Source organism: Pseudomonas sp. B21-028, assembly GCF_024749045.1.
GTDB lineage: Bacteria > Pseudomonadota > Gammaproteobacteria > Pseudomonadales > Pseudomonadaceae > Aquipseudomonas.
Map to the genome: position 1 here is coordinate 3062038 of NZ_CP087184.1, position 14357 is coordinate 3076394.

At 61.6% G+C, this 14357-nt stretch carries 9 protein-coding genes; 6 read left to right on the top strand and 3 right to left on the bottom strand.

What is annotated here, in order from left to right; all coding sequences use genetic code 11:
- Window positions 1-19 precede the first annotated feature (19 nt).
- Both LOY35_RS13365 and LOY35_RS13370 read right to left on the bottom strand, forming a co-directional pair.
- Complete coding sequence (locus tag LOY35_RS13365) at window positions 20-1489, bottom strand: efflux transporter outer membrane subunit (RefSeq protein WP_258633163.1); 1470 nt, start codon at window positions 1487-1489, stop codon at window positions 20-22.
- Between the two features lie 143 nt (window positions 1490-1632).
- The gene (locus LOY35_RS13370) at window positions 1633-2022 is read right to left on the bottom strand and encodes a response regulator transcription factor (RefSeq protein WP_258633165.1); all 390 of its coding nucleotides are present in this window, start codon (window positions 2020-2022) and stop codon (window positions 1633-1635) included.
- 272 nt (window positions 2023-2294) lie between these two features.
- Here LOY35_RS13370 and LOY35_RS13375 point away from each other — a divergent pair, with 272 nt between their 5' ends.
- The 6 genes from LOY35_RS13375 (at window position 2295) to LOY35_RS13400 (ending at window position 13337) form a co-directional block, all read left to right on the top strand.
- Complete coding sequence (locus tag LOY35_RS13375) at window positions 2295-7763, top strand: trifunctional serine/threonine-protein kinase/ATP-binding protein/sensor histidine kinase (RefSeq protein WP_258633167.1); 5469 nt, start codon at window positions 2295-2297, stop codon at window positions 7761-7763.
- Between the two features lie 126 nt (window positions 7764-7889).
- Window positions 7890-8498 carry a lecithin retinol acyltransferase family protein gene (locus LOY35_RS13380; protein WP_258633170.1) on the top strand — a complete coding sequence of 203 codons (609 nt, stop codon included), beginning with the start codon at window positions 7890-7892 and terminating at the stop codon, window positions 8496-8498.
- 45 nt (window positions 8499-8543) lie between these two features.
- Window positions 8544-9194: a response regulator transcription factor gene (locus LOY35_RS13385; RefSeq protein WP_258633173.1), complete on the top strand. Its 651-nt coding sequence runs from the start codon at window positions 8544-8546 to the stop codon at window positions 9192-9194.
- 287 nt (window positions 9195-9481) lie between these two features.
- Window positions 9482-10744 carry a serine hydrolase gene (locus tag LOY35_RS13390; protein ID WP_258633176.1) on the top strand — a complete coding sequence of 421 codons (1263 nt, stop codon included), beginning with the start codon at window positions 9482-9484 and terminating at the stop codon, window positions 10742-10744.
- A gap of 116 nt (window positions 10745-10860) precedes the next feature.
- Window positions 10861-12195, top strand: coding sequence for an alginate export family protein (locus LOY35_RS13395; protein ID WP_258633179.1), 1335 nt, complete (start codon window positions 10861-10863; stop codon window positions 12193-12195).
- 38 nt (window positions 12196-12233) lie between these two features.
- Window positions 12234-13337: a polyamine ABC transporter substrate-binding protein gene (locus tag LOY35_RS13400; protein WP_258633182.1), complete on the top strand. Its 1104-nt coding sequence runs from the start codon at window positions 12234-12236 to the stop codon at window positions 13335-13337.
- A gap of 196 nt (window positions 13338-13533) precedes the next feature.
- Here the strand turns inward: LOY35_RS13400 and LOY35_RS13405 are convergent, their stop codons facing one another.
- Window positions 13534-14145, bottom strand: coding sequence for a TetR/AcrR family transcriptional regulator (locus tag LOY35_RS13405; protein WP_047703285.1), 612 nt, complete (start codon window positions 14143-14145; stop codon window positions 13534-13536).
- Between the last annotated feature and the right edge of the window lie 212 nt (window positions 14146-14357).

Genomic DNA, 14357 nt, shown 5'->3' on the forward strand with positions numbered 1-14357 from the left:
GGCGCCACGGCAGCGACGTTCATTGCCGACCTTCCGGATCCCAGCCGCCGCCCAGGGCTTTGTAGAGATTGACCACGGTGAGCGTGGCACCGGTCGTGCTGGCGTTGAGGCGGGTCTGGCTGGCGAGTACGTTGAGTTGTGCGGTCAGCACGCTCAGGTAGTCGGCGGCACCTTGCTGGTAACCGCGCTCAGCCGCATGCAGTGCCTGCTGGTTCTGCTCGAAGGCCATTTGCAGTTCGTCGTGCTGGCGCTGTTGGGCGGCCCAGGCATCCAGGGCGTTGTCGACTTCATGCCAGGCCCGCAGCACCGTTTTGCGGTAGGCAAGGGCGGCGCTCTTCTGCCGTGACTCATTCAGCTCCAGGCGCTGGGTCAGTCGGCCACCCTGGAAGATCGGCAGGTAAACCGTCGGGCCGATGGAGAAGGTGCGTGAATCCCAACTGCTGAGGTCGCCGCTGTCGAAGGCTTCCACGCCGAGACGTCCCTTGAGGCCGATCCGTGGGTAGAAATCGGCCTTGGCAACGCCGATGGCAGCAGTCGCGGCATGCAGCCGTGCTTCGGCACGCAGGATGTCGGGACGCCGGCGGGCCAGCTCGGAAGAGACGCCGACCGGTATCCGCGTGGGCAGCGAAGGCAAGGGCATCGCCGGGCCCAACTGGGCATCGAGCGCGCGGGGTTGCTCGCCCAGCAGCAATGCCAATGCGTTCATCTGCGCATTGCGCCGCTGGCTCAGTTCGGGCAGCAGGGCCTTGATCGTCGCCAGTTGCGCGCGAGCGGTCGCGGTTTCGAAGTGGGTGGCGACGCCATTGCGTTCGCGGCTTTCAGCCAGGCCCAGGGTCCGCTCGGCGACGGCGAGGTTTTGCCGGGCGATGTCCAGTTGCGCCTGGGTTCCACGTAATTGCAGATAGGTTCGGGCCACTTCGGCGGACAAGGCCACCCGGGCGGCTTCGCGGTCATACACGGTGGCTTCGAGGGACGCGGCAGCGCCTTCACGAGCCCGTCGGGCCCGGCCCCATAGATCGATTTCCCAGCTGGCGTCGAAGCCAAGCTGCCAGAAATTGGTGGCGTCGGTGGGAGCGCCGAGTGCGGCGAACTTGCCGTTCTCGCTAAGCGCCTCGCGGGTGTAACTGGCATAGGCGCCCACATTGGGTTGTAACTGCGATGAGGTGATGCCCAATTGTGCCCGGCTCTGTTCGATGCGCTCGGAGGCCATCTGCAGATCGAGGTTGCCTGCCTGGGCACGTGATTGCAGCCGGGCGAGGGTGGCGTCGTTGAACAGCAGCCACCATTGGGACGGAACCGCGGCACCGGACAGGGGCATGGCGCTGGCATGCTCGGGGCGGGGCGTCAGTTGCAGGGCGTCGAGATCGTTCCCGGGTTTCATGAAGTCGGGACCGACCATGCAGCCCGTCAGAAACAATGCCCCTATGGCGATAAGACCAGGGCTGAACCGTCCCAGGATGCGTTGGGGTGACTCGAAAAATGTCGACATAGCCAGTTCCCGCAAGACTCACGGGCGCGTCGCCCGCCGTGAGTCCATGCTATTGATGACAGGGTGCGGGCACACTTCTACATCGGTTCAAAAAAACCATACGTCGGTGGCGGCGGACTATACAAAGGTATGAGAGGGGTTGCTCAGTGCTGTTGGCTGAGGGCGGTTTCGATACACTCCAGCAGCCGGTCGGCTTCGCAAGGTTTTGGCAGGCAGGCAACCAGCCCGGGGGTGTTGGCGCCCAGGTGGGACACTTTCCCGGGGTAGGCGGTGATTAAAATGGTGGGTATCCTGAAACCCAGCGCGCCGAGTCGCTCGTGCAGTTCCACGCCACTCATGCCCGGCATCTGGATATCGGACACCAGGCAGTTCGTCCCGGCGGGGCCGGCGTTGTCGAGAAAGTCCACGGCGCTGCAGTAGGTGCGGACGGCATAGCCGCTGGAGCGCAACAAGCTTTTGAGGGCGGCCCGAACGGATTCGTCATCATCGACGACTGCAATGGTTTGCGTGTTGCGTATCTGGGTGTCTTCCATAAGGGTCGCTCGTGACAGCGCCTGTCTTGAGTGACACGATACGCGGTCTCGCAAGGCGCAGAAGTATACCTACGTATAACCGGTTAAGACCAAAGGGTCGTTTCGTTCTGCCCGATGCAAGGGCCCAGCTAGCTCAACGGAAATAGCTGTGAAGGGCTTTCGCGGGACGCTAATCTACAGGCCGGTGACACGACTCGTTCCGTTCCCGACGGCGTCTTGCAACAGCCCTGGATGACCGACGATTTATTGTTCCCGTGCCGATGGAAAACAGCATGCAAATATTATGGGACGATGGTGAGCGAATCTTCTGTCGGCAGCTGCGTTCGGGCGTGGACGGCACCTGTTCCGTACTGGTTGCCCGGCCTGCGGGCGAGCAACCTCGCCCGGGCTGCCTGGGCCGTCTCGCTCATGAGTTTGGCCTGAAGGACGAGCTGGAGAGCGCCTGGTCGGTGCGCCCGCTGGAGATGCTGCGCGAAGGTGCCCAGATGTCTCTGGTGCTCGAGGACCCGGGCGGCGTGCCGCTCATGCAGCTGCTGATCGCACCCATGGATACCGCCACGTTCCTGCGGCTTGCCGTGGGCATTGCCGTGGCACTGGGCAAGCTGCATCAGCAGGGTCTCATCCATAAAGACATCAAGCCCAGCCACATCCTGGTGAACTGCACCGACGGCCAGGCCCGGCTCACGGGTTTCGGCCTTGCCTCGCGCTTGCCACGGGAGCGACAGGCGCCCGAGACCCTGGCCGGCACGCTCGCGTACATGGCGCCTGAGCAGACCGGTCGGATGAATCGCTCGATCGATTCGCGCAGCGACCTCTATTCCTTCGGCGTCACCCTTTACCAGATGCTGACCGGCTCGTTGCCGTTCACCGCGTCCGACCCCATCGAGTGGGTGCACTGCCATATCGCCAGGAAGACCCTGCCACCCAGCGAGCGGGTCGCCACCGTTCCCGAGATGCTGTCCCTCATTGTCATGAAGCTGCTCGCCAAGACCGCCGAGGAGCGTTACCAGACCGCTGCCAGTGTCGAGCATGACCTGCGGCGGTGCCTGGCGGACTGGCAGCAACAGGGCCGCATCGATGCCTTTGCGCTGGGCGAACACGGCGCGTCGGATCGGCTGCTGATACCGGAAAAACTCTATGGCCGTGAGCAAGAGGTCGACACCCTGGTCGCCGCATTCTCCCGGATCGTCCAAAGCAGCTCGCCGGAGTTGGTGCTGGTCACCGGTTACTCCGGCATTGGCAAATCTTCGGTGGTCAATGAGTTGCACAAGGCGCTGGTACCGCCGCGAGGACTCTTCGCCAGCGGCAAGTTCGATCAGTACCGGCGCGATATTCCCTACTCGACCCTGGTGCAGGCATTCCAGAGCCTGGTGCGCACACTGCTGGGCAAGAGTGAGGCAGAGCTGGCGACGTGGCGGGAAGCCTTGCAGGAGGCACTGGACGCCAACGCGCGGCTGATGACCGACCTGATCCCCGAGCTCAAGCTGATCATCGGCGAGCCGCCAGCGGTCACGTCCCTTGATCCGCAACAGGAGCAACGTCGCTTCCTGCTGGTGTTCCGGCGCTTTATCGGCGTATTCGCCCGCGAAGACCATCCGCTTGCGCTGTTTCTCGATGATTTGCAATGGCTCGACGCGGCGACCCTCGACCTGTTGGAGGACTTGCTGACCAGCTCCGATGTGCGACACCTGATGCTCATCGGTGCCTACCGCAGCAACGAAGTGGATGTCCTGCACCCGCTGACCGCCAAGCTCCAGGCCATCCGCAACGCCGGAGGCAAAGTCAGTGAAATCACCCTGACGCCACTGGCCAAGACGCATATCGAACAATTGATCACCGAGGCGCTGCAGGACGAACCCTCGCGTATCGAGCCCCTGGCGCAGTTGGTGCTGGATAAAACCGCCGGCAATCCGTTCTTCGTCATCCAGTTCCTGCACGCGCTCGCCGAGGAACATCTGCTGACCTACGACCACGAGGCGCGGCAATGGTGGTGGGACCCGGATCGCATTCATGCCAAGGGCTATACCGACAACATCGTGGACCTGATGGTCGGCAAACTGGTTCGTCTGCCGGAAGACACGCAGCTGGCTCTGCAGCAACTGGCGTGCCTGGGTAACGTTGCCGGCCTCAAGATGCTTTCGACTGCCTTGGGCGTTCCCGAGACGCAACTCAGAGTCGTGCTGTGGGAGGCGATTCGCCAGGAACTGGTCGAACGATTGGACGGCGCCTATCGGTTTGTTCATGACCGTATCCATGAAGCGGCCTATTCGCTGATTGCCGAGGACTCACGTGCCGAGGCCCACCTGCGCATCGGACGCCTGCTTGCCGCACAGACGCCCGAACAAGAGCGGGACGAGGCGATTTTTGAAATTGTCGGCCAGCTCAACCGCGGTGCCGCGCTGATCACTGATCAGGACGAGCGCGAGCAACTAGCGCAATTCAACCTGATCGCCGGTCAGCGGGCCAAGGCCTCGACAGCCTATGCTTCGGCGCTTAATTACTTCGGTACCGGGATGCAGTTGCTGGACGAGGAATGCTGGACCCGTCGGCATGGGCTGGTGTTCGCTCTGGCGTTGAGTCGGGCCGAGTGCGAGCTGCTGACCGGACAACTGGAAGTGGCGGACGCATGCCTGACCACTCTGGCGGATCGCGCCACGACGGTGATCGAGCGGGCCAGCGTTGCCTGCCTGCTGATGGATGTCTACCTGCTGCTGGACCGCAGTGACGGCGCGGTTGCGGTCTGCCTGGCCTACTTGCGGCATGTGGGCATCGAATGGTCGGCTCATCCAAGCGACGCCCAGGTCCGCGAGGAGTACGAGCGCATCGGCTCGTTGCTCGGCGAGCGGGCCATCGAGGAACTGATCGATTTGCCGCTCATGGACGATCCGACGTCCCTCATGACCCTCGACGCGTTGGGCAAACTCTTCGCGCCAGCCTTGCAGAGCGATGGCAACCTGGCGGATCTGTTGATCTGCAAAGCGGTCAACCTGAGCCTGGAGCGGGGCAACTGCGACGCATCCTGTGTGCTCTACGCGAATTTCTTCCGGGTCGCCGGCCGGCGTTTCGGTGACCACCAAATGGGGTTCCGATTCGGCCAGCTCGGTTGCGCACTTGTCGAACGACGGGGCCTGACGCGCTTCGAGGCCAGCACCTATCTGTGCTTCTCGTGTTTTGCCGTGCGCTGGATGAGACCGGTAGGGGAGTGTCGCGACCTGCTGCGCCGCTCCTTCACAGCGGCGAACCGGATCGGCGATCTGCCCTACGGTGCCTATGCCGGCAACAACCTCGTCGCCGATCTGTTGTTCGCCGGCGAGCCGCTGCATGACGTACAAGGCGAGTCCGAACGGGGCCTGGCGTATGCAAGGAAGGTGGGGTTCGGATTGGTGACCGACTTCATCGTCACGCAACTGACGCTGATCCGAATGCTCCGTGGCGAGACCCCGAACTTCGGTCGCCTGGACGACGGTGAGTTAATCGAGTCTGTCACCGAAGCCCACTTGTCCGGTAACCCGGATCTGGTGTTGGCCGAGTGTCTGTATTGGGTCCGCAAACTACAGGCGCGCTACCTGGCCGACGATGCCGAGGCAGCCGTTGAGGCGGCCGCCAAGGCCCACCAGTTGCTCTGGGTTTGCCAGGCGTTCTGCGAGGAGGCCGAATATCACTTCTACGGTGCGTTGGCCCGGGCTGCCCGCTACGACAGCGTCCCGGTGGACGAGCAGGCGCGGCACTTGATTGCCATGAAGGCCGACCACCAATGGCTCGAAGTCTGGGCCCGGCAATGCCCGGAAAACTTTGCCAGCCGCGCCGCCCTGGTCGGTGCCGAGATCGCCCGGGTCGAGGGGCGGGTGATCGACGCCGAGATGCTCTTCGAGCAAGCCCTGCAAACTGCCCAGGCCAGCGGTTTTGTCCATGTTGAAGCGCTTGCCAATGAACTTGCCTCGCGCTTCTATCGGGCGCGCGGGTTCGGCAAGATCGCCCGTGTCTATTTGCAGGATGCCCGCTACGGTTATCTGCGTTGGGGCGCCGAGGGCAAGGTGCGGCAGCTTGAGGACAAGTACCCCTCACTCAGGGCCGACGAGCCTGCGCCCGGTCCGACCACCACGATGGCGACGCCGGTCGAGCACCTTGACCTGGCCACGGTGCTCAAGGTCTCCCAGGCCGTGGCGGGCGAAATCGTCCTGGAAAAACTGATCGACATGATTATGGGCACCGCAATTGAGCAAGCTGGTGCCGAACGCGGGTTGCTGGTTCTGTTGCAGGACGGTGAGCACCGGATCGCTGCGCAAGTGACGGCCGGCGACACCACGACTCAACTGCGAAATGCGCCAGTGAGCGCGGCGCTGTTGCCGGAGTCGGTTCTTTATCATGTGCTGCGCACCCGCGAGAGTGTGGTGCTGGGCGATGCCCTGGTCGAAGCGCCGTTCGCCACGGATCCCTATATCCGCCAGCAGCAGGCCCGTTCGATCCTGTGCTTGCCGCTGACCAACCAGGCCAAGCTCGTCGGCGCGCTCTATCTGGAAAACAACCTGGCACCCCAGGTGTTCAGTCCTGGCCGGATCGCCGTGTTGAAGCTGGTGGCCTCACAGGCCGCGGTTTCCCTGGAAAATGCTCGCCTGTATCGCGAGGTCGCCGAGCGCGAAGCCAAGATCCGCCGCCTGGTGGATGCCAACATCATCGGAATTCTCGTCTGGCATGCCGACGGGCATATCATCGAGGCCAACGATGCGTTCCTGCGCATGTTGGGTTACCAGCGGGAAGACCTTGCCTCTGGCCTGCGCTGGAGAGACCTGACCGTGCCGGAGTTTCGTGAACTCAGCGACCGCTCGCTGGCACAGGCGTTGTTGACCGGACACGCCCGACCCTACGAGAAGGAATATTTCAGGAAGGATGGCAGTCGCTTGCCGGTCATTGTCGGCCTGGCCCTGTTCGAAGCGGGTAGCAATGAGGGGGTTGCCTTTGTACTGGACCTGACCGAGCGCAGGCAGGCGGAAGAAAAAATCCGTGAAAGCGAACGCCGCTATCGCGAGGTGCAAACCGAACTGGCCCATGCCAACCGCGTGGCGACCATGGGGCAACTGGTGGCTTCGATCGCCCACGAAGTCAATCAACCGATCGCCGCCTCCATCCTCAACGCCAATGCGGCGTTACGCTGGTTGAACGCCCAACCACCGGATATCGACGAGGTCCGGCCAGTACTGGAACGCCTCATCCTCGATGCCAATCGGGCGGCGGACGTGCTGGGCCGGATCCGTGGGCATATCCGCAAGGCGCCGCCACAAAAGGGCCTGGTGGACATCAACGCGGCCATCGAGGAGATGATCGAGTTTACCCGTGGCCAGATCATCAAGAGCGGTTCCTCGATACAGACGCAACTCATGGACGGCTTGCCCTTGATTGAAGGCGACCGCGTGGAGCTGCAGCAAGTGCTGCTCAACCTGATCATGAATGCCTTGGAGGCCATGGGCAGCGTCAGTGCAGACGAGCGGCGGTTGGTGATCTGCGCGACGCGGGACGAGGCGGATTGCGTGCTCGTCAGTGTGAGCGATACGGGCCCGGGGTTCGCCTCGCAGAGCACCGACCTGGTGTTCACCTCGTTCTACACCACCAAGCCCACCGGGCTGGGGTTGGGGCTGTCGATCTGTCGCTCCATCATCGAGGCCCATGGCGGTTGCCTGAGCGCTGTCGCCAACCCGCCGCGCGGTGCCACCGTCCAATTCACGCTGCCCATCGCGCCCCCTTGAGGGCGCCGGTTTAATACTTAGGTTTAGGGGTCGTATATCAATCGGTCACCCGAACCAACCCACGTACAAATGAAACGCGATAACCCTGGCGATACATTCCTCATCAAGGACTGCGGAGAATGTGTCGTGAACAACTTGACCGCCAGAACAGCAGAGAAACTGTCATCCCTTCGTTCAATAGCGCTGATTTGCATGGCGCTCATCACGACAAGCGCTTTCTACCGCTTGAGCATGCCGATAGCCGAGCGTCACGGGCCCGCCGAACCACGCCACTGCCATCCAGGTCCGGCGCGCCTGATGGATGTTTCATTGCGTCCGGTCGATATCGAACAGCCTGCGACCCACCTGCCCATAGGCGCACACCTGATTAGCCTGCGCCGATTCTACCTGCATCACGGTATTTATCTGGGCGGGGCAGACGTTGCCCACTACTCGGGGTTCAGCGGTTCGCTCCGGGCGGGGCCCATCGAAGTGACCGATCTTGAGCATTTTGCCAACGGCAAGCCGGTCTGGATGCTTCAGGAACCCTGCAAATATTCCAGCGAGGAAATCGCTGATCGGGCGCGCTCGCGATTGGGTGAAGCTCAGTACCGTTTACTCTTCAATAATTGCGAGCATTTCTGCAGCTGGTGTGTCAGCGGGAACAGTTACAGTGCCCAGGTCGACGCCTGCTTCCGTCGTCCCCAGGATCTGTTCGCTTTGATTTCGGCACTGGAGCCCCGCTTGGTGGCCTAGTGGTCTGTGCTAGAATTTTTTTCGTCCACCCAAAGAGGATCGTGCATGAACGGTAGTCTCTCGTCCCATGAGCCGGGCAGCAAGGACTCCATGGTGTTCGTGGTGGATGACGATGCCTCCATTCGCGATGCCTTGAGCAATCTGCTGCGTTCGGTCGGGATCCGCGTCGAGACGTTTGCGTCCACCGCGGAGTTTCTCCAGCAACCGAAGACGGATTGCGCCAGTTGCCTGGTTCTCGATGTGCGACTTCAGGGAAGCAGTGGCCTGGACTTCCAGCGCTGGTTGGCGGAGTCGGATTCGACTATTCCCATCATCTTCATCACCGGCCATGGCGACATCGAAATGTCGGTCAAGGCGATGAAAGCCGGCGCCGTGGATTTCCTGGCCAAACCCTTCCGCGAACAGGATCTGCTGGACGCCGTGACCGCCGCACTCCAGGCAGACATCAGGCGTCGCGAAATCCGGCAACAATCTGCCGATCTGCGTGCCCACTACCAGACACTGACCGTCCGCGAGAAAGAGGTGATGGCTTTTGCGGTCAAGGGCCTGATGAACAAGCAGATTGCCGGGCAGATGAACCTGAGCGAAATCACCGTGAAAATCCACCGCGCCCATGCAATGAAGAAAATGCACGCCAAATCATTCGCCGACCTGGTTCGAATGGCCGAGTCGCTGGGTACCGGGCCGGGTCGCTGAACCCCGATTTTCGCGCCTTCCCAAATATCCTGAACACCCGAATAACCCTGTGGGAGCCGAGCTTGCTCGCGATAGCGGTAGGTCAGCTTGCATCCATGCTGAATGTGCCGCCGCCATCGCGAGCAAGCTCGGCTCCCACAGGTTCGATGTATTCCCGGAGGTAATGATAGGCCCGCGTTTCTCAGGTAAAAATTATTCTGTAAAAAGTTTTATTGACTAAAAAATATCATCGGGTAATTATTTCCCTGCATCTGCTGTCACGCAGAGTCATTTCCAGGGGCAACCCGATGAATCAAAACACCGCGCCTTCACTGGCCACCCTTTATGTCGAGACGCACGAGTCGTCATCCGACGCACGCTTTACCTCTTCGTTCATGCAAGGCTTTCCTGCCGAACCTCATCGTCGTGTCACCTGGCACAACTGGATGCGTCCGCCCTTCAATCAATGGGGCTTTCGCAATCTGGCGCGCCTGCGGCCTTCTATCGATGTGCAGGCCGGGGCAGGGCCGGTCAGCGTCCTGAAGCAGACGCCACAAGCGCTGGATGAGCTGCACTTCAACAGCGAGTGCGGCTTGAGCATCAGCGTGCTTGAGCACCTGGTGGCCAGCCAGACCGACGCCTTCCTGGTCATGCAGGGTGACACCGTGTTGTTCGAGCGCTACTTCAACGGCCAGACGCCCCAGGACCGGCACGTCATGTTCTCGGTCACCAAATCGCTGATCGGCACCCTCGGCGAACAGCTGGTCAGTGACGGTGTGCTGGATCCAGCGTTGCCCGCGGCCCACTACGTGCCGGAATTCGAAGGCAGTGCCTACGCCGATGCAACCGTGCGTCAGTTGTTCGACATGGCCGTGGGTATCCACTACAGCGAGGTGTACGAGGACCCGGACTCAGAGAGTTCCCAGTACGGTTATGCCTGCGGGTTCCAACCGGCACCGGCGCAGTATGCTCAGTTCGAGTCGCTGTACCAGTTTCTGCCGTCGCTGCGAAAGCAGGGCGACCACGGCGGTTTCTTTCACTACGTGACGGCCACCACCGAAGCCCTGGCCTGGGTCATGGAGCGCGCCAGCGGCAAGGCCTGCCATCACCTGCTGGAAGATATCTGGAGCCAGTTGGGGTGTGAGCGCGACGGCTACTTCATGGCCGACCCCTGGGGGCGCAGCGTAGCCGGTGCCGGTTTCAACGCCACCTTGCGTGACATGGCGCGTTTCGGTCGCCTGCTGGCCAATGACGGCCGTCACGAAGGGCGCCAGTTGCTGTCGCCCGAGACGGTGGCGCGCATCGCCGCTGGCGCCGACCCGGCGATCTACGCCACATCCCCCGACTTTGAATCCTGGACGCCGGGCGCCTCCTACCGCAGCCAGTGGTACGTCTTCAACGATCACAGCCAGGCGCTCATGGCCGGTGGCATCCATGGCCAGTATCTGTTCGTCGACAAGCCATCCGGCGTGGTGATCGTCAAGCAGTCGTCCCTGAACGAAGCCGTCAGCCCGTTCGACGGTGACAGCGTGCGAATGCTGCGCGCCATCGCGGCGCACCTCGGCGGCTGACCAGGCTTCCCGATTACAAGATCGCGTTCCGTTCACCTGGCACCGCCAGGTGTTGGCGACGTTCTGCGCCGCCATTCAATGCCCTGTAACAACAATAAATCACACAGGAGCTTCACATGGTTTCCATGACGCGTTTATCTCGAACGTTCCTGGCGGTCGGGCTACCCCTGACCGCCCAGGCCGCGCTGGCGGGCTACACCTTCGAGGACGGTAACCTCAAGGGGGAAGTCAACGTCACCGCCGGCGCTGCGGCCATTTCCACCCGCAACGTCAACTTCGGCGCTGGCCGTGTCGACATGCGCAGCCGCAAGAATGGCGGCAACAAAATCGACTGGCAGGAGTTCTACGTCAAACCTGGCGTCAAACTGGAGTACGCCTTGCAGCCGGACTTCAGCCTGCTGGCCGGCGGCTCGCTGGTCGGAGCGACAACCTTCGGCGATGGCGATGCCGGCGGCTTCACCCGCAGTTCCGATGGTGAGGTGGCCACCGAAGAGCTCTACGGTGGTTTCCGGGCCGGGGAGTGGACGTTCACCGCCGGCCGCCAGAACTACATGATCGGCACCGGCTTCATCGTCATGGACGGCAACCTGGACCAACTCAAGGACGGCGCCTACTGGCTCGCACCACGGAGCGCCTTCAAGGACTCGGCGGTGCTGGCCTGGGATCATGGCGCGTTGAGAACCCAGGCGTTCACCCTGCGCACCGACGATGACCTGGGTGACTTCCGGATGACCGGGGCCAATCTCGACTACAACCTCGACGATCAGGTGACGCTCGGCGCCATGGCCATGAAGGTCAATGCCCTCGGCCCCAGGGGCGCCACGCCGCTGCGTCGGGACGGCATGCAGGTGTACAACCTGCGGGCGCTCAACGCCAGGGTCCCGGGCTTGCCGGCCCTGACCCTCAACGCCGAGTACGCGTTGCAACGCGGCAACGGCGAAGGCGTCGAGTATGATGCCAAGGCCTGGTATGGCCAGGCGGACTATGCCTTCGATGCCTTGCCGCTGACGCCGGTCGTGAGTTATCGCTACGCGAGCTTTTCCGGCGATGACAACCTGGCGGACAACCGCCAGAAGTCCTGGGACCCGCTCAGCAAGGGCTATGTCGATTGGGGCACCTGGCTGGTAGGGGATATCGTCGGCAACTATCTGCTGTTCAACAGCAACGAAAACGTTCAACAGTTCTCGATCAAGACCCACCTCAACGAAACCCTCACCCTCGGGGCCATTCACTACCAGTTCTGGCTGGATGAAAAGAACTACATGGGCACGGCGGTCAGTGACCGGCGTTTTGCCGACGAGAGCGTCGTTTTCCTGGATTGGGCGCCGTCGAAGGCATTGCTTTCTTCGCTGTCCTATAACTGGGTCAAGCCCATGGCCGCGGCCAAGCAGGTGTTTGGCAACGACCGGAAATTCAGCGCGCTGGAATTATCGCTCACTTATCGCTATTGATGCCGCGAGCCTTCGCGGCCGCGCTGGAGTGTTTTGTCATGAACAAGTCTTTGCGTAACACGGTGTTGGGTGCTCTCGTTTCGTTGCTGGCCAGTGGTGCAAGCCTGGCTGAGGAGCGGACGGTGCGAATCTATAACTGGATCGAGTACCTGCCGCCGGAAATCCTCAAGAGCTTTCAGGAAGAGACAGGGATCCGCCCGATCTATGACGTGTTCGACAGTGTCGAGACCCTGGAGTCCAAGCTGCTGACCGGCAATTCCGGGTACGACGTGGTGTACCCGAGCAGTTCCAACGTCAGCCACCTGATCGCCGCCGGCGCCGTCCAGCCCCTGGATCGCAGCCAACTGCCAAGCTGGCAGCAACTGGACCCGGAGTTCATGAAAGGTCTGGAAGCGGTGGGTGACCCGGGTAACCGCTATGCGGCGCCGTACCTGTGGGGTACCACGCTGATCGGCTATAACGTCGACAAGGTTCGACAGGCGCTGGGAGCCGATGTGCCGATAGACAGTTGGGACATCATCTTCAAGGAAGAAAACCTGGCCAAACTGACCAGTTGCGGGGTCGGCTTTCTCGATGCCGCCAACGAGATCGTGCCCATCGCCTTGCATTACAAGGGATTGAACCCCAACAGCCAGAAACGTGAGGACTACCCGCAGGCACAGGCGGTGATGGCCAAGATCCGGCCGTTCATCTCCTACTTCAATTCGTCACGCTACGGAATGGACCTGGCCAATGGCGACGTCTGCATCGCCGTAGGCTGGTCAGGCGGCGTGGCGCTCGCCAAGCGGCTGGCCGATGCCGCAGGCAAGGGTGTCAACGTGGCAATGGCGCTGCCCAAGGAAGGTGCGCCGATGTGGTCGGACGTGATGATGATCCCCACCAACGCCCCCCATGTCCAGGAGGCCCATGCGTTCATCAACTACATCATGCGGGCCGATGTCATCGCCCGTATCAGCAACAAGATCGGCTACCCCAACCCCAACAAGGAAGCCACCGCGCTGGTGAATCCCGAGGTCCGTGACAATCCGGCGATGTACATCCCGGACGACGCACGCAAGACGCTGTTCGCCCTGGAGCCCATGCCGGCGGCAATCGAGCGGATCCGCACGCGGACCTGGACGGCGATCAAGACCAATCGCTGATCCAGGCTATACGAACTGTGGGAGCGAGCCTGCTCGCGAAGGCGGCCTGTCATCCGGTACATGGGTGGCTGACCCACCGCTATCGCGAGCAGGCTCGCTCCCACATTGGTTCTTCAGTGCACGGGCATTCCGCGTCCGGCGTCAATCCCCTGTGGGAGCGAGCCTGCTCGCGATGGCGATCTGTCAGGTCTTCCTTTTAGGCACGCATGCCCTGGAACAGCAACGCAGTGATCCGCTTGACCTGGGCGGAGTGCGCCTCGATGTCCGGTTGTTCCTGGTTGACCAGCCTGAACAACTGCAGGTGTGAGTAATCGTTCAACAGGAAGGCGGCCAGTTCGACGTCGAGGTCGGCGCGCAGCTTGCCGGCCTGTTGCAGTTCCTTGATCAAACCACTGATTTCAGCCCTGAGTGCGTCGTTCATGGCGCGATAACCATCCGGCAATCCGCCGTCGCCGCCAAACAGAATCAAGGGCAGCAATTCGCGCCAGAGGCTGGGGTGCATGACCTCCAGCGCATAGCCCGTCAGCAGCCGTTCCAGGTAACACAGCGCCTCGACCGGATCCTCTATTTCAGGGACCTGCAACCGAGTGTCCTTGAGCGCACGCTGGTCGGCCTCGTGAAGAATCTCCAGGATGATCTCCTGCTTGTTGCCGAAATACTTGAACACGGTAGGGGCCGACACGCCGGCTTGGCCGGCGATCTGTTCGATGGTCGTGTTCTGGAAGCCCTGGCGCTCGAACAGTTCGATCGCCGCCTTGCTGATGGCTTGGCGTCGTTCGGCTTTTTGACGTTCACGCAGTCCGCTCACGGGAGGTCCTTTGTCACTGGAAAAGAGGGCATGCAGCGCCCGGGATCCATGCAAAATACTTAACTCGATAAAATATTTAAAGCATTTATTTAGATGCTGGCCTTTTAGTGCGAACGCTCTGCAATGCCCCTTGGATGAGGGGTATATGGCCAAATGCTACGTGATTTATGACGAGATCAGGCACAAAAGGAGCGCTTACAGATAATTCAGCG

What these genes read in the sequence shown, in the direction of transcription:
- LOY35_RS13365 (WP_258633163.1), bottom strand. Translation starts at nt 1,489, where the DNA reads ATGTCGACATTTTTCGAGTCACCCCAACGCATCCTGGGACGGTTCAGC.
- LOY35_RS13370 (WP_258633165.1), bottom strand. Translation starts at nt 2,022, where the DNA reads ATGGAAGACACCCAGATACGCAACACGCAAACCATTGCAGTCGTCGAT.
- LOY35_RS13375 (WP_258633167.1), top strand. Translation starts at nt 2,295, where the DNA reads ATGCAAATATTATGGGACGATGGTGAGCGAATCTTCTGTCGGCAGCTG.
- LOY35_RS13385 (WP_258633173.1), top strand. Translation starts at nt 8,544, where the DNA reads ATGAACGGTAGTCTCTCGTCCCATGAGCCGGGCAGCAAGGACTCCATG.
- LOY35_RS13390 (WP_258633176.1), top strand. Translation starts at nt 9,482, where the DNA reads ATGAATCAAAACACCGCGCCTTCACTGGCCACCCTTTATGTCGAGACG.
- LOY35_RS13395 (WP_258633179.1), top strand. Translation starts at nt 10,861, where the DNA reads ATGGTTTCCATGACGCGTTTATCTCGAACGTTCCTGGCGGTCGGGCTA.
- LOY35_RS13400 (WP_258633182.1), top strand. Translation starts at nt 12,234, where the DNA reads ATGAACAAGTCTTTGCGTAACACGGTGTTGGGTGCTCTCGTTTCGTTG.